Origin of the sequence: Sulfurospirillum sp. 1612, assembly GCF_036556685.1 — a bacterium.
In the GTDB taxonomy this organism is placed as follows: Bacteria; Campylobacterota; Campylobacteria; order Campylobacterales; family Sulfurospirillaceae; genus JAADIZ01.
In genome coordinates, this window is sequence record NZ_CP140614.1 from 1,652,262 (window position 1) to 1,675,274 (window position 23,013).

General features: G+C 37.6%; 19 protein-coding genes. 2 read left to right on the forward strand and 17 right to left on the reverse strand.

The genetic code is table 11. From position 1 onward, the window contains the following. Positions 1–4: 4 nt before the first annotated feature. The 11 genes from SFB89_RS08215 to yajC are packed head-to-tail and all read right to left on the reverse strand — an operon-like array spanning position 5 to position 13,911. Positions 5–670 (reverse strand): 3-methyladenine DNA glycosylase, encoded by a 666-nt coding sequence (locus SFB89_RS08215; protein WP_331774203.1) that lies wholly within the window; start codon positions 668–670, stop codon positions 5–7. Further along, positions 667–1,428, reverse strand: coding sequence for an ATP-binding protein (locus SFB89_RS08220; RefSeq protein ID WP_331774204.1), 762 nt, complete (start codon positions 1,426–1,428; stop codon positions 667–669). Before SFB89_RS08220 ends, SFB89_RS08215 begins: the two co-directional genes overlap by 4 nt. Then, positions 1,421–4,402: a transcription-repair coupling factor gene (gene mfd, locus SFB89_RS08225; RefSeq protein ID WP_443082187.1), complete on the reverse strand. Its 2,982-nt coding sequence runs from the start codon at positions 4,400–4,402 to the stop codon at positions 1,421–1,423. Before mfd ends, SFB89_RS08220 begins: the two co-directional genes overlap by 8 nt. A gap of 41 nt (positions 4,403–4,443) precedes the next feature. Then, a complete protein-coding gene (locus SFB89_RS08230) occupies positions 4,444–5,385 on the reverse strand; it encodes a M23 family metallopeptidase (protein WP_331774206.1) in 942 nt (313 codons plus the stop codon). After that, positions 5,375–6,529, reverse strand: a complete 1,155-nt coding sequence (locus SFB89_RS08235) for a Mur ligase family protein (protein WP_331774207.1) — start codon at positions 6,527–6,529, stop codon at positions 5,375–5,377. Before SFB89_RS08235 ends, SFB89_RS08230 begins: the two co-directional genes overlap by 11 nt. Next, on the reverse strand, positions 6,526–8,073 hold the full coding sequence (locus SFB89_RS08240) for a GGDEF domain-containing protein (protein WP_331774208.1): 1,548 nt from the start codon (positions 8,071–8,073) through the stop codon (positions 6,526–6,528). The genes SFB89_RS08235 and SFB89_RS08240 overlap by 4 nt, the downstream gene beginning before the upstream one ends. An 18-nt stretch (positions 8,074–8,091) precedes the next feature. Then, entirely contained in the window at positions 8,092–8,589 is a 498-nt protein-coding gene (gene lptE / locus SFB89_RS08245) for an LPS assembly lipoprotein LptE (RefSeq protein WP_331774209.1), read from the reverse strand. 1 nt (position 8,590) lies between these two features. After that, positions 8,591–11,041: a leucine--tRNA ligase gene (gene leuS, locus SFB89_RS08250; RefSeq protein ID WP_331774210.1), complete on the reverse strand. Its 2,451-nt coding sequence runs from the start codon at positions 11,039–11,041 to the stop codon at positions 8,591–8,593. A 50-nt stretch (positions 11,042–11,091) separates the two neighbouring features. Then, positions 11,092–12,066: a protein translocase subunit SecF gene (gene secF / locus SFB89_RS08255; RefSeq protein WP_331774211.1), complete on the reverse strand. Its 975-nt coding sequence runs from the start codon at positions 12,064–12,066 to the stop codon at positions 11,092–11,094. Continuing rightward, positions 12,066–13,646 (reverse strand): protein translocase subunit SecD, encoded by a 1,581-nt coding sequence (secD, locus tag SFB89_RS08260; RefSeq protein ID WP_331774212.1) that lies wholly within the window; start codon positions 13,644–13,646, stop codon positions 12,066–12,068. Before secD ends, secF begins: the two co-directional genes overlap by 1 nt. Next, entirely contained in the window at positions 13,639–13,911 is a 273-nt protein-coding gene (yajC, locus tag SFB89_RS08265; RefSeq protein ID WP_331774213.1) for a preprotein translocase subunit YajC, read from the reverse strand. The genes secD and yajC overlap by 8 nt, the downstream gene beginning before the upstream one ends. Between yajC and SFB89_RS08270 the strand changes: the two genes are divergently transcribed. Further along, entirely contained in the window at positions 13,881–15,155 is a 1,275-nt protein-coding gene (locus tag SFB89_RS08270) for an apolipoprotein N-acyltransferase (protein WP_331774214.1), read from the forward strand. The two genes, yajC and SFB89_RS08270, sit on opposite strands and share 31 nt — an antisense overlap. 62 nt (positions 15,156–15,217) lie before the next feature. After that, positions 15,218–15,547 (forward strand): GlpM family protein, encoded by a 330-nt coding sequence (locus tag SFB89_RS08275; RefSeq protein ID WP_331774215.1) that lies wholly within the window; start codon positions 15,218–15,220, stop codon positions 15,545–15,547. Positions 15,548–15,561: 14 nt separating this feature from the next. Here the strand turns inward: SFB89_RS08275 and metK are convergent, their stop codons facing one another. The 6 genes from metK to SFB89_RS08305 form a co-directional block, all read right to left on the reverse strand. Beyond that, positions 15,562–16,803 (reverse strand): methionine adenosyltransferase, encoded by a 1,242-nt coding sequence (gene metK, locus SFB89_RS08280; RefSeq protein WP_331774216.1) that lies wholly within the window; start codon positions 16,801–16,803, stop codon positions 15,562–15,564. 211 nt (positions 16,804–17,014) lie between these two features. Beyond that, entirely contained in the window at positions 17,015–18,718 is a 1,704-nt protein-coding gene (locus SFB89_RS08285; protein WP_331774217.1) for a sensor histidine kinase, read from the reverse strand. After that, positions 18,711–19,403 carry a response regulator transcription factor gene (locus SFB89_RS08290; protein WP_331774218.1) on the reverse strand — a complete coding sequence of 231 codons (693 nt, stop codon included), beginning with the start codon at positions 19,401–19,403 and terminating at the stop codon, positions 18,711–18,713. The genes SFB89_RS08285 and SFB89_RS08290 overlap by 8 nt, the downstream gene beginning before the upstream one ends. A gap of 74 nt (positions 19,404–19,477) precedes the next feature. Beyond that, a complete protein-coding gene (locus SFB89_RS08295) occupies positions 19,478–20,035 on the reverse strand; it encodes a hypothetical protein (protein ID WP_331774219.1) in 558 nt (185 codons plus the stop codon). A gap of 25 nt (positions 20,036–20,060) precedes the next feature. Beyond that, complete coding sequence (locus tag SFB89_RS08300) at positions 20,061–22,448, reverse strand: molybdopterin-dependent oxidoreductase (RefSeq protein WP_331774220.1); 2,388 nt, start codon at positions 22,446–22,448, stop codon at positions 20,061–20,063. A gap of 134 nt (positions 22,449–22,582) precedes the next feature. After that, the gene (locus tag SFB89_RS08305; RefSeq protein WP_331774221.1) at positions 22,583–23,008 is read right to left on the reverse strand and encodes a DsrE family protein; all 426 of its coding nucleotides are present in this window, start codon (positions 23,006–23,008) and stop codon (positions 22,583–22,585) included. Positions 23,009–23,013: the final 5 nt, after the last annotated feature.

The following is a 23,013-nucleotide window of genomic DNA, read 5'->3' on the forward strand; positions in this document are numbered from 1 at the left end:
CCTCTCAATCAATCAGTGTGCTTACCTCGACATTTTTTCCTCTGCTATGCATTTTAGCATATTCTACAATTTTGCCATGAAACCTCGCATAGATTTCATGATCACTCATCGCACGGGAGTACAAAGCATCCACACGTTTTTTATTGGTAGCAATTCCCTCTATCATCCACGCTTTTAGCGCGTCATAACTCTCAAATTCAAACCCAAAAGCTGCTAATAATCGAGCCGTGTAACTATCCACGACCAATTCATCTTTGAGACAACTATAACATAATATTGAATCCGCACTCTCCTCGCCCACACCTTTTTGGGACAATAACCACTCCCGTGTTACATTGTGTGTAAACGCTTCAAAACTGCCAAATGTCGCATCAATGGCTTTGGACAATCTTGAGAGATTTTTTGCTTTGGTATTATAAAATCCACTGGGTTTAATTAAAATCGATAATCTTCTCACGTCGATTTCTGCGAGAGATTTCAAATCCAAAACATTAGCATTTCTGAGATTGTCTAAACTTTTTTCAACCTTTTCCCATTTGGTTTGTTGCGTCAAAATCGCACCCACAACTACCTCAAAGGACCCACTATGAGGCCACCAAAACGGATCTCTTTGTGTCGCATCATACCCTCTATTTTTGAGGAGTTCTAACAATTCATAGCTATTGGTCATAACAATCTCGAAAAATAGTTATAAAACTGTTTGGCGGTACGTCCACTGCGAGATGCACGGTGCGTTGCAAAAATCTTGGCTTCTTTATGAAGCAGGTCACGATCGCCTTGAAAATCAGAAAAATAAGAATCTACAATTTTGATGTATTGCTCAAAACTGCCTTGATAAAATGAAATCCACAAACCAAACCGATCTGAGAGTGAAATCTTCTCTTCGATTGTATCGCCATAATGAATCTCATCTTCGGTGACACGGACGTCTTCATTATCTTTGTGTAATTCTGAAATCAGATGGCGCCTATTAGAACTTGCATAAATCAAGGTATTTTTAGGAGGCAATTCAATGGAGCCCTCTAATATCGGCTTCAAGCCCGTATAGCTACTATCCCCACTCTCAAAGGAGAGATCATCACAAAAGATGATAAATTTATACGGCAAATCACGAATATCATCAATAATCTCAGGTAAACTCGTCAAATCCTCTTTTGAAAATTCAATAATTCGAAGTCCTTGGTCTTTAAAGTGATTAAAGACCGCTTTGATTAATGAAGATTTTCCCGTACCGCGTGCACCCCAAAGTAGCGCATTGTTTGAGGGTGCTCCTTGTAAAAAGGCTTCTGTATTTTTAACCAATTGACTTTTTTGGTTTTCAACGCCGACAAGATCATCGAGTGTTATGGGGTCAATATCCACAATGGCTTTGAGGTCATTTTTTCTTTTGCGCCAAATTGCAGCGTGTGTGTGTTCCCAATCAATCATGATGTTTTAATCCTTTTCTCAAATATTTCAGTACCGTATCTAGTATGTCATCATCATCTTTACTACGAGATTTTAACAAAATCTTCTGTTCTTTGTCATCTTTAATTGTGATATTTTGGCCATAATTACTAATCAAAGTAATATGATTGAGTGCGGCTAAAATCTTGATGGTGATGACATCTAAAAACTGTTTGGTTATTATATCAATTTTTCCAAATCGATCCACCATCTCCTCTTCAATATCCAACACTTCTGTGATGGATTGGCACTTACTTAACCTACGGTAAAGCTCCAACCGTACGCGATCTTCAGCGATATAATCACTGTTGATATACGCCGTAACACTAAGCTTAATATCAATCTCATGATCTTGGGTACTTTTCTTGTTCAACAAAGTATTAATCGCATCTTCAAGCATTTTGAGATACAAAGAATAGCCGATATTTTTGATGTGCCCGCTTTGTGCTTCTCCCACGAGATTTCCCCCACCTCGAATTTCGAGATCATGATAGGCCAAAACCGAACCGCTTCCAAGATAAGAATTGGCCTCCAAAGAGAGCAAGCGTTTTTTGGAATCTTCGGTGAGTTTATCTTTGTTGTTGACAAGAAAATAACAATATCCCTGACGTTTTGCACGCCCGACACGACCACGTAATTGATGCAAATCTGCCATCCCAAAGTTATCTGCCGCATCGATGATGATGGTATTGACATTGGGAATATGAATACCTGATTCGATAATCGAAGTGCTCAACAATAGATCATATGCCCCTTCTTGAAATTGTAGCATCTCTTTTTCACTAATAGCTGGAGGCACTTTTGAATGCAAAACCAATATTTTCATCGATGGAATCATCAATTGCAACTCTTTTTTCTTCTGCTCAATAGAAGAGATACGATTATGCACAAAAAAGATCTGTCCACCCCGACGCATCTCTCTTAAGATAGCCTCTTTGATGACTTTTTCTTCATACTCTTTGACAAAAGTACGCACATCTTCTCGTTCTGCTGGTGGCGTGAGAAGTTTGGAATACTGCTTGATAGAACTCAGTGCCATATTGAGACTACGAGGAATCGGTGTCGCACTCATCGATAAAATATGAATATTCTCTCTCATGTTTTTAAGTTTTTCTTTTTGAGCCACTCCAAATTTATGCTCTTCATCAATCACAATTAAAGCAGGATTGTGCAAAGGTTTATCAAGCAAGGTGTGTGTTCCCACACAGACTTGCAAACTCCCCTCTCGCAACTCTTTGAGAATACGGCTTTTTTGATTTGTTGGGGTAAAGCGGTCTAGTTTTTCTACCCGAATATTATAGGGTTTAAATCGCTCATTCAAGCTTTTAAAGTGTTGTGATGACAGTAGCGTCGTAGGGGCGATGAGGATGGCTTGAAACCCACTCATAGCAACAGCAAAGATCGCATTCATAGCCACTTCTGTCTTTCCAAATCCCACATCACCACTCAACAAACGATCCATAATCTTGCCACTCTCAAGATCTGCATAAATCTCATCAATACATGTTTGCTGATCTTTGGTGTAAATAAATCCAGAATCTTCTTGAAATTGTGTTATTTCACTTTTGTGCGTGTCAATTTTCAAAGCATCAATCATCTCACGTTTTGCCGCAGTCTCAATAATCTCTTTGGCAATCGCAAAAAGTTTCTCTTTGGCTTTGCTTTTGAGGCGTTGAAAACTTCCTTTCCCCAGCTTATCAACGACCGCCAAAGTACCACTACTAGCAATATAACGATCAATAACATGAAGATTTTCCACCGGCAAGAGTAGTTTGTCCTCTCCTTGATACAAAATCAAGGCAAAATCACGAGTCGCGCCTAAAACGGTACAATTTTGCAAGCCTTTAAATACGCCAATACCGTAATTTTCATGCACAACATAATCTCCGACTTTTAACTCATCGAGTAAAATATTGGATTTTCGTACTTTTTTGATTTTGTGCTTTTTATTTAATGATATGATGATAGCCTCATCACTCATGATATTGACAATCAAAGGACTCTCTTTAAATTTTACCGTGAGAGGGTCTAGTCCTGCTTGCTTCAAAAACACTTCATTTCTGGCTAAAATTGTGATTTTTTTATCCTGATGAAACCCTAGAAAATCCACCACAGAAGAGATAGCAATGGGGCGAAAAATTTTGGGTTCTGGGATGATGGGAACCTGAGATAAACGCGCTTTTGCAGGGGGATCAAAGAGTGCTATTTCATCAATATCATTATGATAATCTTCTGCATATATGCTATCAAACGTCTCAAGATAATCATGAGAATAAGCCCCAATACCCCAAAGACTCAAAGCATGTATGTCTTTTTCAAAACTGTCGCTTTTGATTTTTGAAATCTCTTGATTAATCTGTTCATATTGCGTCTGATTTAATGAAAAAAGAGCAGGAAATAGGGTTATATCTTCCAATTCTTCTTTCTCACTTTTTTGACTCTCACAATCAAAAAACCGAAGACTCTCTACTTCATCATCAAACAATGAAATACGAATGGGTTTGTCAAGATTTGGCGGAAACAAATCGATAATATCACCACGAAAGGAGACTTCTCCTGAAGCCTCGACGATATCGGCACTTTGATATCCCCAATAAAAAAGTTGATTTTGAAATGCATTTCTATCAAGTTTCATAGCAAATTCAATGACCTGATGTTGCAATAAACTCTCATCAGGTAAGGGCACAAGAAGCGTGCGAATTGGCACAATCAAAATCTTTTTTGTAGATTTATCTGCATAGTAATGATTTAAGACATTCAACAACTCTTTGATCTCAGCACCAAAAGGGAGTAAGTCATCGCCATGGCTCACTCTTAAATCTGGCAAAACATAACTCTTTTTCCCTAAGAATTCGAGAACTTGAGCGGCTAAAAATGCTGTTTTATCATTGTCGACACCCAAAAGTGATGTGGTACGATTTTTATTGTGAAAATATTCATAACATGTAGCTTGTATCAGAGTCTGGTTTCCTTTCTTTTATATATTTTTATCATTGATTAGGGTATCACTTTTTGTGATTTTGGTGTGGTTTTAGAGGGTGCTGTAAATTGCTTGTAAAGATAAAATTTCTGGGTTACTGCCGCAATCAATGATTCCCATGGCACACGCCTCTCTTTTTTGAAAATACTTTTAAAATCATTATTATTCCATTTTATAAAAGGATACGGATTCAATGGGCGTGAGATAAATCGTACTTCATAGTGCAAATGTGGACCTGTCGATAAGCCACTGTTCCCTGTATAGCCGATAATCTGGTCTTTCTTGACAAAAGTCCCTGCTTTAACCCGCATTTTCTTACTCAAGTGCCCATACATCGTCTTGAACCCAAAATTATGGTCGATGATAATCAAATAGCCAAATCCACTGCTTTTATGATAGCCCGCATACTCCACAACACCATCAGCTGGCGCGCGCACTGGCGTGTGTCTTCGCGCTTGCAAATCAATCCCTTTGTGAAATTCTTTTTTCTTCAAAACCGGATGAATTCTCCAGCCAAATTTTCCCGTAATTCTCTTCAAAGGTACCGGTGAACCATTGGGAATATTTCGGAGCAAGGCATGTTGTTGTTGGCTGGTCAATGTTAGCGTATCTAATCTCACCGTGATTTCTTGTGTCGTATCCGGAGTGAGACCAATTAACTCTTCTATATTATTGATTTTTTCTTTGATTTCATCGTATTCTTGTGCTTTTTGCTCCATTTGTATTTTGAGTTTTTGGTTGTTTTGTTCTACTTTTGTATACTCTTGTACAACGCGATGCTTTTTGTTTTCTAACACCACAACTTGGTGCATTAAAAAATAAATTAACCCCGTCCCAACAACGCTCACAAAAGCCAAAAAAACGGCAAAATAAAGAAGCATTTTTTTGGTACTGCGTCTCATTTGATAATGCTTAGAACCTTTAGCATCTGAGATAGTGATGGTCAATTTATCCTTCATGATAAACTTTCAAAAATTGCTCCACCACACTAAAAGAACCAAAAACCAGATACGCTTCTTCTTGTTTTATCCCCTCAAAATCTATGACATCAATACTCATAGCATCGCAGATTTTTCGTATCTCTTTATCTGCCATACCCCGTGGATTATCAAAGCGTAATAGCTCGACTTTTTTGATAATAGGCGCTAATATATGCAAGATTTCTTCGTAGTTTTTATCGATAAAACTATTATAAATAAGATTGATTTTTTTATCATGAAAATGTGCGACAATCGCCTTGGCCGCCATCGGATTATGTCCCACATCAAGGGTGACATTCTTGACAATTTTTTGACATCTCCCTGCCATCAACGTCAAGGCATCTTCATGAAAATGTGTCGAAAAACCCAATAATTTCATGACACACAGTGCACTGCTAAGATTGATGGTTTGGAACTTTGGCCACTGTTTTTTCTCAACAAGCGCATGCACACGTCGTGTCTCTTCTTCGTTTAATAAATCTTTTGTAAAATAAAGCACACTGTGTCTCTTTTTTGCAATCTCTTTAGCGATGGCATTCACTTCTGCGTCATACTGAGTGGCGACTAAGGCTTGAGAGGCCATACTGTTGAGTTTGGTCGTAGCAATCTCTTTGATTGTTGTGCCTAGAAAACTTTGATGGTCCAAACCAATAGGCGTAAAAAGGCTCATGATTTTTGGGAAGATATTAGTGCCATCATGTTCACCTCCAAGTCCCGCTTCTAATACCACAAATTCACAACGTTTTGAGAATACCATCATCGCTAAAAATGTCGTATATTCAAAATACGAGAGTGTGTCGATAAAAGTCTGAGACAAGAGCTGTTGCAACCTCTGATGCGATGTTTCTAATACATCATCGCTCGCATCATGACCATTGAGCCAAATTCGTTCATTAAACTTAAAGATATGTGGCGAGGTATAATGTCCAACAGTGTGTCCTTGGTCTTGTAGCATTTGCGCTAAAAATCTTCCACTGCTCCCTTTTCCGTTGGTTCCTACGATGTGTATGATTTTGGGCAGTGTAATCGACTTTTTAATCTCTTCATACGCCAAAGGCATTCTATCATAATCGATGGTATCATAATATAAGGGCTTGTTATCTAAATATGCTGCAAGTTTCATGAAAAATCTGGCATCACCTTATTTCTTCCAGATTCTTTGGCTTTATAAAGCATTTTATCTGCATGTTCCACCGTTTCACTAAGAGATTGCATCTGACTTCGTTGTGACAAACCACAACTCACCGTCACCACAATACGTTCATTTTTATAGAGAAATTTAAAAGATTCAATAATAGTACGTATTTTTTCTGCAAAATAAAACGCTTGTTCATCAGAAATACTCGGTAAAATCACCAAAAATTCCTCTCCTCCATAACGCCCTACAAAATCTGAGCGTCTAATGTAACGTTTTAAAATTTTTCCGATATTGGAGAGGATGATATCACCGGCTTCATGTCCGTAGGTATCATTGACGACTTTAAAATGATCAATATCTAAAAAACAGAGTGAAAAATCAATCTTATAACGCAAGTACAAATCTTCCGTTCGTTTGAGTTCCTCTTCGAGTGCTCGTTTGGTAGCAGTATGCGTAGTAAAATCTTCACGCATCTCTTTTTTAGCAACCTTCAAAGCATTCTCAAGATTTTTGACTTTACTGTGCAACTTATGAATTGTCTCATGATTACTTTTCATTTTTTGGTTGAGACTTTTTGTTTCTCCCTCTAACGATGTCGCAATGCTGACAAGTTTAGCATGCACCAACTCAAAACTATCTTGTGAAAAATCAATATCTTGCAAATTTTTCTTTATAATCCCCACTTGGACATGACTGTCATCACTACTATTGATTAGGTTTATGATTCTTTTATTGATTTCATCAAGCAAACGATCTAATGAGGAGATTTTGACTTTGATTTCTTCTTTATCGAGATTAATTCGCTTATTAATAAAACGTTTTATTTCTCGTTGTACCGCTTGGGTCTCCAAAGATGATGGTTCATTTCTTAGCATATAAGAAATATCAGCCAACTCATCATTCATGCTCGAGGCAATTGAAGGCACAAGTGAGGCGATAATCAGTGGCGCAAGACTATCATAAGCGGTTGAATCCTCATCTTTTTGTAATATCTGCTTGATATCCTGCACCATTTTTTGCAAATCATCTTTATGAACACTGCCATAGGCATCTAACTCTTTTAAAAAATCATCATTGTATTGGGTCACAAATTCAAACCACTTTTCTTTGAGGGCATCGATAGATTGAAGATTTTGACTAAAATCCAGACGAGAGAGAGAACTGTTGGCTAATTCTCTTGCATCTTTATCATGCAACAACGTCACGGCTTGTAACACTCTTTTGGAGAGAAGCACCAAAGCATTAATGACCTTCGTACTATCGTGTTCATTGGCGCGATTAACTTTTGCAATCAAAAAAGAGATCAACTCTTCTATAGTTGATACCTTAAACTTTTTGAGGTCAGATTGATTTTTTTCATCGAGTTTTTTTGAGAATTTATCAATTTTCTGACAATCTTCGACAATCAAACCCTTTTTTTTTGCAACATTACAAAATACGCGATGATAATTATCAGGTGTTAGATTAAGATTTTCACGTCGTAACTGTTCGATACTCTCTTTAATAATCTCGCTAATAGCGCTGGCCATATCTCTACCTCTTTTAAACTATTTCATCATCCCGACAATCGAAATTTTTGAAATGATCTCATTTACCGCATCAAGCGAGGCATATCTAATCGCATCAAATCTTTTGGTATCAGAGATAACACTGTTGGCTTCTATTGGGAAGTCGTATTCTCCTGTTGTTGTAAAACTCTCTTTCTTGTTCAATTTCGTTTCATAGGTTGTATTTAACACCACTTTGGTTTTATACTCAATCACATAACCATCTGAATCATATACTGTTGGAACAAATGATACCGAGGCAATGCTGATATAAAGATAAGAGCTGGCTTTATCTTTACTCACTAACTTGCCTCCGAATCTTCCGACAACGGCTTCGTTGAGTGCATCTTTGATAATCACACTGTTTTTAGGGTCTTTTCTGCTGATACTAACATCTACATAGATTTTTTCACCTAAAACTTTTTGAGTATAATAGGAACTTGGTTTATAACCACAACCTAACAGAAAGACCATTAAAAAAACAGCTAAATATTTCATTTTATTTCACGACCAAATTCACTAATTTTTTTGGAACCAAAATCTCTTTGATAATTTGTTTGTCTTCAAGCCATTTTACAGCAGCCTCTTTAGCCATCTTGATGATATCCTCTTTTGCCGCGGTGGCATCTACTTCAATTTGGGTACGTTTTTTACCATTAATCGTCACCGCAATCACGATTTTATCCACTTCAAAAACTTCTTCAACCATATCAATCTTCGTGAGATTTTTCAAACCAAAAAGTTTAGAACTGATTTCCCAACAAACATGAGGGATAATCGGCTCTAAGATATTAGAAAGGATATAATAACCCTCCGTCCAGACGGCTTTGTCTTCTTGTGTATTTAAAGCATTCAAAGCTTCCATAGAAGCAGCAATCAAGGTATTGAAAGCATAACCCCCTTGAAAGACTTCTTCTGATTTTTTCAATGCTTCATAAACTTTTTTCCTTGCAAATTTTGATTCTTTGCTAAGCGCATGGTGGTCAATCACCGGCAATGTGTCACACACCTCTGCTAGCTCAACTTTAGATACCAAACGTTTGATAAACTTAAAAGCGCCTTCGACAGCATTGTCATTCCACTCTAACTCTTTTACAGGAGGAGCGGCAAAAAGGATAAACAATCGCGCCGTATCGGCACCATATTTTTTGATAATATCATCCGGGTCAACAGTATTACCTTTTGATTTACTCATTTTTGAGCCATCTTTTAAAACCATACCTTGGGTGAGTAGATTGGCAAATGGTTCACTGCATGAAACCCGACCCAAATCTCGTAATACTTTGGTAAAAAATCGAGAATACAAAAGGTGTAAAATCGCATGTTCGATGCCTCCAACATATTGGTCGACATTCATCCAATAGTCACTACTTTTTTTATCAAAAGCATTCTCTTCCCAAAGCGAAGGGTCTGTGGTATAGCGTAAAAAATACCAACTCGATTGAAAAAAGGTATCCATCGTATCGGTTTCACGCACGGCTTCATGACCACATTTTGGACACGTCGTATGTTTCCAAGTCGGATGCGACCAAAGCGGATTGCCTTCTCCTGTTAACTCAATATCATCAGGAAGTTTTATCGGTAGGTTTTCATCTTTTTCAGGTACCAAACCGCATTTTGGGCAATGCACCATCGGAATCGGCGCACCCCAATATCGCTGTCTGCTGATACCCCAATCACGAAGTTTATAATTGACCACGCGGTTACCTAAATGATTGCTTTCAAAATACTCTATAATCTTTGCTTTAGCCTCTTGCGAACTCAGCCCCGTAAAAGTATCTGAATCTACCAAATACCCATACTCGGTTGTCGCATGAGACCCATCAAAAACCTCTTTATCATTGCGGATACTCTGCTTGATTGGCAAATCATATTTTTTGGCAAATTCAAAATCTCTCTCATCATGAGCCGGCACGGCCATAACCGCACCCCCACCGTATTCAATCAAAACAAAATTAGCCACCCAAAGAGGAACTTTTTGTTGTGTTAGAGGGTGAATGACATCAAGTTCAAGATACAGACCTTTCTTCTCAGCCATCGATTTTTCTCTTGAACTCAAAGATTGCATCTCTTTGATTGCTTCGATTTTTTCAGCAGGAAGTAAATTGTTTTTGATTAAATATTTGACAATATCATGTTCAGGAGCCAAGGCGGCATAACTGATACCATAAATGGTGTCAGGTCGGGTAGTAAAAACTTTAAATTGACTAAATTGTCCCTCTAATTTTTTGTTTGATTCATCACTAAGATGAAAATCAAATTCTAGCCCTTCGCTTCTGCCAATCCAATTTTCTTGCATGGTCAATACTTGTTGCGGCCACCCCTCTTTGAGCTCTTTCAAATCATCTAGCAATTCTTGCGCATATTGGGTAATCTTAAGATAATATCCTGGCATATCTTTTTGAATGACTTCGTTATCACAGCGCCAACATTTGCCATCTTCCACTTGTTCATTAGCCAATACGGTTTGGCACGTTTCACACCAGTTAAGATTGGCGCTTTTTTGATAGACCAAACCCTTTTCAAACATCTCAATAAATATTTTTTGTTCGTGTTTGGTATAAAGCGGGTCACTGGTTGCAAATTCTCTTTTTTGGGAAAATGAAAAACCTAAAGAATTCAGCTCTTTTCGCATATAGTCAATATTTTCATAAGTCCATTTTTTAGGATGGGTATGATGTTTGATCGCGGCATTTTCAGCAGGCATTCCAAAAGAGTCCCACCCAATAGGATGTAACACATTGAAATTTTGTTTTCTATAATGTCGTGCAATGGCATCACCGATACTGTAATTTCTCACATGCCCCATATGAATCTTACCACTAGGATAAGGAAACATACTTAAGATATATTTTTTCTTTTTGCTCATATCACTATCTGGCTCAAATGCATTGTGTTCATTCCAATATTTTTGCCATTTTTCTTCTATTTGCGAAACATTATATTCCATCATTTCTCCATAAATCTATATCATCAATTTTAAGAGGAAGGCTCTAAATATTAGAGCATTCCTTTTTCATACATTGCACGAGCTTTTTCTTTCTCGATTTTTCTTTTAGCTTTTAGCGCTTCTTTTGCCTTATAACTTTGCAAATCAAATCCTAACCATTTCAACATAGGTGAGGCCACAAATACTGAACTATACGTACCAACAACAATACCGACTAAGAGGGTAAAGCTAAAGCTGCTGATAATCTCTCCTCCAAGGGCGTAGAGTGTCAGAATAACAAAGAATGTCGTCAAAGAAGTCAGAAGGGTTCTTGAGAGTGTCTTTGATACCGCATCATTGATTACATTGAAAAGATTCGTCTCTTTGGTATCGCCAATTCCCTCACGTATCCGATCAAATACAATAATCGTATCATTGAGAGAATACCCCATCAAGGTCAAGAGAGCAGCGAGTACATCGAGATTGACATCTACTTGGAACAGCGCAATGGCTCCCATAGCAATCGAAACATCATGAACCAAAGCAAGCACAGATGCGACGGCAAATCGCCATTCAAATCTAAAGGCGACATATATCAAAATAACAATAATCGACATGACCAAAGCCATCATCCCTTTTTCGCGCAGTTCGCCACCCACTTTTGGACCGACAATATCAACACGACGGATTTGAAAATCACCCGTACCTTTTAATAGTGTTTTTATCTTGTCACCGGCATCATTTTTGACGGTGCTATTCTCAGCAGTCGAAAAACGGATAATAACCTCTTGAGGTGAACCAAATTGCGTAATAGAAGCATTTTCAAATGCCTTATCTTTGGTAATATTTTCACGCATCTGTTTAATGGGTGCTGTTTTATCATATTTTACTTGTACAATAGTTCCCCCGGCAAAATCAATACCATAATTGAGACCTTTGGTGTACAAGAAAAAGTAAGAAGAGAGAATCAACACAATAGAGAAAGATATAAAAAAGTTACTTTTACCCATAAAATTATAGATTTTATCTTTTGAAAATACTTGCATTATTTACCTCTTTTTATGCCAAACCAAAATGGAAGGCTTTTACTTTTTTCGATACGTGGCATCAAAAATTGATAGATTCCATGCGTTCCTAAAATCGCTGTGAGCATTGAAGCTAAAATACCGATACTCATAGTAACAGCAAATCCTTTAATCGGACCCGTACCGTAAGCATAGAGCACAACAGCAGCAATTAATGTCGTAATATTGGCATCCAATATCGCACTCATAGCGTTGTCATAACCTTTTTCAATGGCTTTTGAAACACTCGCGCCACTCCGCAGTAATTCACGTATCCGCTCATTAATAATCACATTGGCATCCACGGCCATCCCGACGGTGAGGACAATACCTGCCATACCCGGAAGCGTCAAGGTCGCACCAAAAAGTGCCATAATCGCCACAACTAAAAAGAGGTTGATAATCAATGCAATATCCGCAATAATTCCCGCCATACCATAATAGACAATCATAAAAAGCACAACCAATGAAAAACCTGTAATCAAAGAAATCAAACTAGCTTTAATACTATCAGCACCCAAACTTGGTCCAACACTTCTTTTTTCGAGTAATGTCACAGGGGCTAATAGGGCACCACTTCTTAGTGCAATAGCCACATCATGAGCTTCTTTGACACTAAATCCGCCACTGATTTGTCCACTACCGCCACCGATTCGCTCGCGAATGACTGGTGCAGAATAAACCACATTATCCAGTACAATGGCCAAATGATTACCGACGTTTTTCGCCGTAAAATCACCAAATATCTTAGCCCCTTCACTGTTAAGCGTGAAGTTGATGACCGGTTGATTCATCTGACTAAATCCGACTTTCGCATCGGTGAGCATACTACCATCGAGTATGGGAACACTTTTGACGATATATTTTTGTTTTGGATTGGTCGCATCAGGAAAAATCACATCACCATAAGCACGGGCTTCATCTTCGCTCATACTACCTGCTTGGTCTGCTCTTTTCTCATCCACAGCCATCAATTGAAGATGGGCCGCTTTGGCGATCAGTTCGCGCGCACGTTGTTCCTCTGCTATGGTTTTGATACCTGGAAGCTCGACGAGGATTTTATCCTCACCCTGCTTGGCAACATTTGGCTCAGAGAGACCAAATTGATCAATCCGATTTCGGATTGTCTCAACCGCTTGAGAGACCGCGAATTTTTTAGTCGCAACTTGTTCTGCCGCACTCAAACTGAGTGTATAAGAGAGTTGCTCTTTTTTGATTTGTAAACCTTGGATTTTTTTCAACATCGCATCGAGATTTTTTTCTTCATCCCCATCTAAGAGTTTGAAGGTAATCAAATCATTGTGAACTCTTAAATCATTGATAATGATGTCATTGTTGTCTGTATAGAATTTGACACTTGAAGCGATTGATTTCATTTTTGATTTTATGGCTTCATCTGTTTTTACACCTAAAAGCATATGAAGTCCGCCTTGAAGATCAAGTCCTAAGGCAATTTTTGCTCCACCTTTAGTTTGGAGCAAGGTAGGCATTGTGAAGCCCACCCCAAAAATAATTGCAATGAAAAAAATCACCAAGCGGTAATTTAATCCACCCTTATTCATTTATTTTTTTCGCTATATATTCTTTTGAGACTTTTACAATTACACTCTCATTAAGTGAAACTTTGATAAAATTCTCTTCAGGTTTAACAACTTCACAGATGAGTCCTCCTGTCGTGACAACCTTGTCTCCTTTTGCGAGACCTTCGATCATCTCTTTGTGTTGTTTTGCCTGCTTTTGCTGTGGTCTGATGACCAAAAAGTAAAAAATCGCAAAAAGAACGACTAATGGAAGCAATGAAGTTAACATACTGGTACCGCCTTGCATGTAAATCCTTTAATAAAAATTTTGTAAGTGGACATTTTACCACTAATTACATAATAAAAGGCTTTGTTGTAGCTTTTTGTTTGTCTCTTTTTATTTTTTTAAGATATTTTCAAATCGATGCCAAATGGCTTCACTCCATCATCGCAATCGTTGGCTTTTATGGACTACTAAAAAGCAACCGTTTTGAATCTTTTTGGATTGGTTTTTTCATAGGAATTTTCTGGTTTTATTGGATTGCTTTAAGCTTTCGATATTATGGGCTCTCCTACCTGATTCCTTTCGTAATCCTCGCGATTGCACTCGTGTATGGCGTGATTTTTAGAGTTATTGGTGCCTTTGAAAATCATCTTGTGATTAAAACGATTTTAATCTTTTTACTCAGTTTTATCCATCCTTTTGGATTCAATTGGTTGCAGCCCCAACTCATCCTCTCTTTTAGTTTTTTTAATCCGCTTTGGATGACTTATGCCGCATTTTTAATTGGCATATTATCATGGATAAAATTGCCATCTTATTATAAATTCATCGGACTCATTTTCTTACTTTTAGCAACATGGAATCCCTCCTATCAAACACCTAAAAATCCTCTAAATATTAAAATTACAACATCCAAAATCGACCAAGCAAAAAAGTGGGATCCTAAATATCAAGCTGAGATTTTATCTGAGAATTATCGCCAAATCCATGATGCCATCACCCATCATGATGACCTCATCATCTTGCCAGAGACGGCTTTCCCCCTCTATCTTAATCAAAACCAAAATGCGCTCCAAAAACTCAAAAAACTCTCACACGATATCGATATTATCGCAGGTGCCCTCTCGTATCAAAATCAAAAAATCTATAATTCCACCTACTTTTTTCATGATGGTCATCTTCAAATCGCTAATAAAGTCGTCTTAGTCCCGTTTGGGGAGGAAATTCCACTGCCCTCTTTTATCGCCAACTTTATCAACAAAATTTTCTTTGATGGCTCAAGTGATTTTGACCATGCCAAAAAACCTCATGATTTTGTGATTGGGGGAGAAAAATATCGTAATGCCATCTGTTTTGAAGCCACTTCAGACCTGCTCTACCAAGGTGCACCACGCTTCATGATAGCCATCAGCAACAATGCATGGTTTTCACCATCAACTGAGCCAATATTGCAAAATATATTGCTTCGATATTATGCTAAAAAATATCAGACTACGATTTATCACAGCGCCAATGATGGTCTCTCTGAAATAATCAAACCCCAATAAAATTTTAATCTCAAATATATCTTTAAGAGGATAAAATTCATCAAAAAATTGGAAATATCATTATGGATTTAGCCCTCAAAGCATTACTCGGCGCTATTACGGTCATCATTATTCAACTTTTTGCTCAAAGTAAAAGTTTTTTTATCGCTGGACTCGCACCACTCTTTCCAACCTTTGCACTCATTGCCCATTATATTGTCGGAAGCCAACGTGGTAGTGCGGATTTAAAAGAGACCATTCTCTTTGGTATTTTTTCTTTGATTCCGTACTTCTTTTATATGATTTCTTTGTATTTTTTCGTCGATAGATGGTCGCTAGGAGTGGCATTGATTGCCGCTACAATCGTTTGGTTGATTGCAGCGACAATCTTGGTTTTAATATGGCTGAAATAGCCTTGTTTTTGGGATTATTTATATATCTCTTTTAGAACTTCAAAAAGCTCCAATGCATCTAATCTCTCCCATGGATAATCACTCTGTCCCACTTGTCCACGAGCCGCCACATCGGCGTATAAAAACGTCTCTTTACTTGGGGCATCAAGACCGAATTTTTTCGTAATCCAGCGAGGTGTCAGGCTGAAACTATCCAAAACAAATTGTGAGAGAATATCATCACTCACATGATTATAAGTACCAAATGTATCCACGCTCACAGAGACTGGTTTAGCAACTCCGATGGCATAAGAGAGTTGTACGGAACATTTCTTTGCCAACCCACTGGCGACGATATTTTTGGCAATCCAACGTGCGGCATACAAGCCACTTCGATCCACTTTTGTATAATCTTTGCTCGATTGTGCTCCCCCACCAATAGGTGAATATCCACCAAAACTATCCACAATCAATTTGCGTCCGGTTAAGCCTGAATCATGAAGAGAACTGTGACTAACATAACGTCCGGTTGGGTTGATATGAATGATGGTGTTCTCAGGGTCATACAAACGCGGAGGCAATGCCGTATCATCGATCAATCCCTTGATAAGCATTCGCACCTCTTCTATAGGCATACTCTCAACAGAAGGCGCAGAGACAACAATCGTATGAATTTTCTGAGGAAGACAATTCTCAAAATTCTCTTTGGTGCCATAATCCACAGTCACTTGCGTTTTGATATCTACTCCGAGTTTGTGATTGTGTTTGAGTGCATAATTATATACCTTATCACAAATCATACGAGCATACGTGATAGCTGCTGGCATGAAATCAGCCGTTTCATTACTAGCAAAACCAAACATGATGCCTTGGTCTCCTGCGCCAATTTCACCATCTTCTTGGTCAACGCCTTGGTTAATATCTAAAGATTGTTGATTTAACAGCACTTGTACAGAGACATCATCAGGATAGAGACATTGTGCTCTACTAAATGAAGATTTTCCATCATAACCTATCTTAATCAATGCATCTTTTACGATATTTTTATAATCTTCTACATCTAAATCGGCTGTCGTTTTGACTTCACCCCCGATGATAATATTCTTGCCGGCTAGAAATACTTCACTGGCCACTCTTGAGTTTTTGTCTTCGATAATCAATCGATCGACGATACTATCAGCGATAATATCAGCACATTTATCCGGATGTCCCGGGCTGACAACTTCGCTGGTAAATAAATATTGTTGGGTATTGTTGTTTTGCATTTTGTTTTCCATTTCTTTGTTTTCCTGCTTACAGACGCAACGCTTACGCACCGTCTCTAAACTTGTTTTCCATCCTTTTGTTTTCCATTTCTTTGAAGCGGTTTTAAAAACCAAAAAATAAAATTAAAAAGTTTGAATTTGAAGCATTTACATATCTTCAGTATTTGCTCACCTATTGTTTCTCAATGAGGGTGAATTATACAACTTTTAAATAAATATATTATTAAGTATTAATCGCTAATTTTATCGTAAAGGTTGCCCCTTCATTTTGGTTTTGTACGCTGATGTAGCCATTCATATTTGCTTCAATGATGATTTTACTCATATACAGACCGATACCGGTCCCTTGCCTGGCGTGTTTGGTAGTATAATAAGGCTCAAATACCCGCTCCAAATTCTCCCCATGAATGCCGCCGGCATTGTCTTCTATCTTCACAAGAGCATATTTTTCACCTTTTTTTAGCGTGAGTTTTATAAAGGGGTGTTCTATTTTTCTCTCTAAAAGAGCATCTTTAGCATTGGACAAAATATTTAAAACCGCCTGTGCAAATTCTCTAGGATAGCCCAACACATCCAAATCATATTTGATATCGATATCAAACTCGATATTATTATATTTCAGCGAAGATTCAATGATATAACTAGCACTACGGCATGCTTCTGCTAGGTTAAATTTTGTTTTTTCTTTAGACGGTTTAAAAAAATTCTGAAAATCACTAATCGTATTGGACATATGTGATAAAATAATATCACACTCTTCAATGCCTTTATTGAAAGTTTTCTCATCTAAATCATTATATTCTTGTTTCACTTGTAAATCTAGCAATATGGCATTGATTTCACCCAAGGGTTGTCGCCATTGGTGGGCAATATTTCCAATCATACTCCCCATCGCCGCGAGTTTACTCTGCTGTATCAGCAGTTGCTCTTGTTTCGTACGCTCTTTAATCTCAAGCTCTATTCGATCTTCTAAATTGTCCAACATTTCATTCATCACCACTTTTAAAGTATTGAGCTCATGAGAACTGGCACTTTTTCTTAATCGTCTTTCTAGTCTTCCTTTTTTCAAATCGTCCATCACACTCGTAGCATCTTCTATCAATGCAATATCTTTTTTTAATTTGTCTCTTAATATCTCAACATTACGGTTTATCACCACGGCGATAGCACCAAATTCATCACGATTTTTCAGATGAATTTTAATCTTTTCATCTTTGTCAATAGTTCGTCCTAAGAGGTTAAAAAATCTTTTGAGACCATTTTGTACACGCTCTAAAGAAAAGACGATATTTCTAGCAATCAGATACCCAAATAAAAGTGTCAAAATGATGACGAGAAGGACACCTGAGGTTATCATAATCTGTTTTTTTGCAAAACTTTTTTTGGCATTAGTAAACGTCGCATACGACTTTCCTAATTGTGTCTCTTGCATTTTCTCAAGTTTTGATATCAAGATATAAAACTGTTTTCGCTCGACAACCTTGGTGTGCATTAATGCACCTTTTTTATAATCCTCTTTTAAATACCCATCCGAGATATAAACAAAGCGCTTATAATTTTTATATCCATCAACGACAAAAATTAAATCTCGATAATTTTTCCAAATCGTATTAATATGTTCATCAAGCATTGAGAAAGAGTAATTTAATCGTTGGATTAAAGGAGTAATATTGCGCTCTATCTCTCTTTTGTAAACGCCATTAGGTGCTACGGTTAGCGACAAAGTCTCTTCTCGGAGTTTAAAAAGTGGCGTGATAAAATCTTGTTGAATCTTTTGAACTTTTTTGGAATTTTCAAACACTTCTTTGACTTTTTGAAATCCATCTTCTAAGATATTTTGTGCCAATAAGGACATCAAAACAATAGCAGCAACTCCGAGCATTGCCATGAGCAAAAATTTATATCGAATACTCAGGTAATTAATCATTGAGAATTCTGTATCCGACTCCTGAGAGATTTTTGATACATCCTTTTGGAAATTTTTGTCTGATATTTCGCACCAATGATTTGAGTGCATCATCACTCATGATATCATCTTGCCACACATAATCTTGGATCTCTTGATAACTCACGACCCGATGTTTGTTTTGAATCAAAAGTTCAAAAAATAAAATTTCTTTTTTATTGAGCTTGATTTCTTCACCCTCGCGTGTCAGAATTTTATTATCAAAATCATAGCAAAAACCACAGGGTAATATCTCTGTTACAGATCTGACTTTTAATATGGTCTCAATGCATTTTTGCAAGGATTTTTTTAAATCTTTTAAATTAATCGGCTTAATAATATATTGTTCTAAATGCAACTCAATAGCACTCAAAAGATAGTGCATATCGGTATGTGCGGTGGTGATGACAATCGGAATCTGATCGTCGCTTTGGCGCACTTGTTTGATAAACTCAATCCCATTCATCTTTGGCATTAAAATATCTGTGAAAATAATATCGGGATTTTTTTCTTTATAGAGTTTCAAACCACTCTCACCATCGGTGGCCTCAAACACTTCTTTACTATAATATCTAAGGGCATCGGAAATCTTTTTCCGAATACCCTCTTCATCTTCAACATAAAGAATCCGCAACGTTTTGAGCTTATTTAAAAAAAGATTATTCAAAGAAGACTCCTTTTATCAATAAAGAGATTTTACAATGTTTTTTCTTTATAAAAAGCATCAAGCACGCCTTGATATTAATCACTTTGTTTCAAAATACCATCTTTTGCAAAAGCTTTTAGAAATCGCATAATCAACTGATCTTGTTTATGAGAGATTTTTGCCTTTGGCGCCATACTACTAAATATAGCACTCCACTCCAACATCGTGTGTTTTTTAATCACTTTCGCATGATGACATTTTGTGCATTTATCATAAAAGAGATCAGAATTTTTCTCCCATGCCTCATCCATATCATCCGTCAATATTTTTTGGGGGACACTCAAAATGAGCACCCCTTTATCTTTGGATACTTGAATCTCATGCCTTTTACTTTTAACATGGGCGAACAAAAGACTGAGATTGCGAGTCGCAAACAATTTGGTATGATCGTCTTGAGCTACATATCCTATAATTTTAATCTGAGCTTGTTGCCCTTTTTTGGATATGATTTGAACAGGAGTACCATTATATAAAGCCACCCCTTGCTGGGTAACAAAAAGTGATTTTTTTCCTTGCGTATAGATATACGTGGCTCCTTGCATACTGATGTTCAAAAAACAACACGCTACTACCATCATGTAAAACAGTCTCATATCACTTGTCCTCCCTGACTCGTATTTAAATATTAGATACTTTTGGCATCAAATGTGCTTGATTGGGCACAATCTCACCTTTTGCTTTTCTAATCGCCACCAATGCCGTATTAGCAGAACAAGATTGCGACATTTCAGAAGTTGGGCGTGAAGAGGTCAAAACATTGACATTCCCACTATTGCCACGACTGCCTTTTATGGCAGCATTTTCAGGACTATACCAAGCACCTTCTTCAATAGCTACGACACCTTCGCGGACATCTTCTGTCACGACAGCTCCTGCCAACAATGTTCCACGAGCATTGTATACTTCTACCAAATCACCATCGCTGATGCCATATTTTTTGGCATCTTTTGGATTGATTCTGACCGGTTCTCTCCCTTTGATTTTATAAAGTTCTGCAATCCAGACATTATCCAATTGGGAATGTTTTCGATAAGTGGCATGAGGAGAGAGTAGATGCAATGGATATTGGTCTACTTCTTTGCTTCCCAGCCATTCAGCCGGTTCAAACCATGTCACATGCCCTTTGAAATCGTCATATCCATAATCAGCAAACTTTTTAGAAAAAATTTGAATTTTTCCACTTTCTGTTTTCAAAGGATTTTTAATAGGGTCTTCTCTAAAAGAGCTATGTCGAACGTATTTATATGCCTCTTTTGGAATTTGATATTGAATAAAGCCTTTCTCCCAGAACTCTTCAAAAGGAATCGTTTTAGCCGCATCAGATTGTGCATAAAATGATTTAATATGCTCCATCACGCTTTTACCTTCTGTAAATTTTTTATAGTGTTTTTCACTGAATTTTTTGGCTAAAAGCGCATAGATTTCATAATCATCTTTGGCCTCGTATGGGGTATCGACTACTTTACGCATCGCATAGATTTTATCACCTGAATAACTGCCGCTGAGCAAACTAATATCATCACGCTCCAATGTTGTGGTCGAAGGCAAGACAATATCGGCCATTTTTGCTGTTGGTGTCCACCATGGATCTTGTACGATAAGTGTATCGAGTCGCTTAATCCCTTCGATGAGTTCATTCATATCTTGTTGATGACCGACATTGTTAGCTCCCGCTACATACATCAATGAAATCTTTGGTAATTTTATTTTTTCTCCGGTAAAATTAATCTCTTTGCCCGGATGTAACAATGCTTCGTTGATCCTCGACGCGGGGATAATCGCTTCGACTCTGTTTCGGCCTTGAGAAAATCCTCCTGGACCGGCTTTGCCAGCAGCGGCTTGTCCGCCTCCACCGTAATGCATTGAAAAACCAAATCCACCACCAGGAATTCCGACTTGTCCAATCATGGAAGCGAGTGTGATAATCCCCCATTGGGCTTGTTCTCCATGATGGGCACGTTGCAATGCCCAGTTTCCTGCGATAAAGGTTCTCTTTGAGACAAATAAATCTGCTAATTCTTTGATTTTACTAACGGGAACTTCTGTGATTTTCTCTGCCCATTGCGGTGTTTTAGCAATACCATCAGTTTTTCCTAACAAATAAGGCACAAACTGTTCAAAACCATCGGTATATTTTTCAATAAATTTTTGATCATATTTTTTCGTAACATAGAGGTAATGCATCATCCCTAACATCAGAGCAACATCAGTGTTAGGACGAATATGAACACACTCGGCATCAAACATTTTAGCTGTTTGGGTTTTGATAGGATCAATTGAGATAAATTTGATATTAGATTTTTTATACTTTAGATAATACGCATCATTCTTACGATTTGCCACGGCAAAATCGATTTTATTGGTTTTGAATAAATCAGCACCCCACATGACATAAACTTGAGTATTGGCCAAGATTTGCTCATGGGTTGTTTGCAAGGAATATACTTCAATATCACCCACGATTGTTGGATTGGTACGAAGCGCTGCTCCGACACTGTAATCACCATCAGAATTAACTGATCCTCCTTTTACAATATTAAAAAATCTTCCCGCAAGAGTCGGACAATAATTGACCAATCCTGGATGAGCCCAACCATCTGTTGTACCATTGTAGATTTGATCGCGAGGTGTTTTTTTGAGTGCTCCTGCTACAAGATCGAGCGCTTTTTCCCAACTAACGCGTACAAATTCATCATTGCCACGAAGCGCTTTATTGTCAGCTTTTCCTTCTAGATAGGTTTTTCTAACATAAGGATATTTGACTCTGGAATTCGAATAATTTCGATCTACCAAAGCTTTCATCATTCCCGGTCTATCATCAGATTCTTGTGGCTCAACATCCACAATCTTGCCATCTTGAACATAGGCATAAAATGCCCCAAAATGACTGGCACTTGGAATCTTTTTGACAGGAGAAAACAATTCGGTTGCACTCATGGTGGTGCTACCAAGTACTGCGGTCGCAGCAGCACTTCCTTTAAGAAAGCCTCTTCTTGATATTTTCATTTTATATCCTTTCTATAAATTTTAAAGTAGTATAAAAGAAAAAAGAGGCAAAAAAGAGGCAAAATAATTCACCTACGGTTGAGAACCATAGAGGATTATGAATGCCTCTTTTTGTGAAGCATCATGATAGAAGATTAGGGTCTAATGTATCGATAGCCTTGGTCTTCAAGTTGTACAATACGCACAACGCCAGCAGGAACCACTTCAACACCGTCACTCAAAGCGGGGAATTTGCCTGTTTTATTTTTAATTTTTTGCATCGTGTTATGGCATGCTGAAAACTTCACATCACTCATCGCCAAACTCGATACGCGTTTTGAAAACTTACTCTTGCGCGTGAGGATACTCAATCCTGGACCATAGGCGACTATTTCTACCTTAACATTATCCATACCATAAAATTTTTGAAGATTAACGGCATTATTTAATGCTAAATTTTGTGTTTTTAGATTACTACTATCCACCTGAATCACCACTTTTTTGATCGCATCACTACTAGCATATATACTCGTGATACTGAGCATTAAAAGCACTAAGACGCTCCGAATCATGTTACTCATAAAGA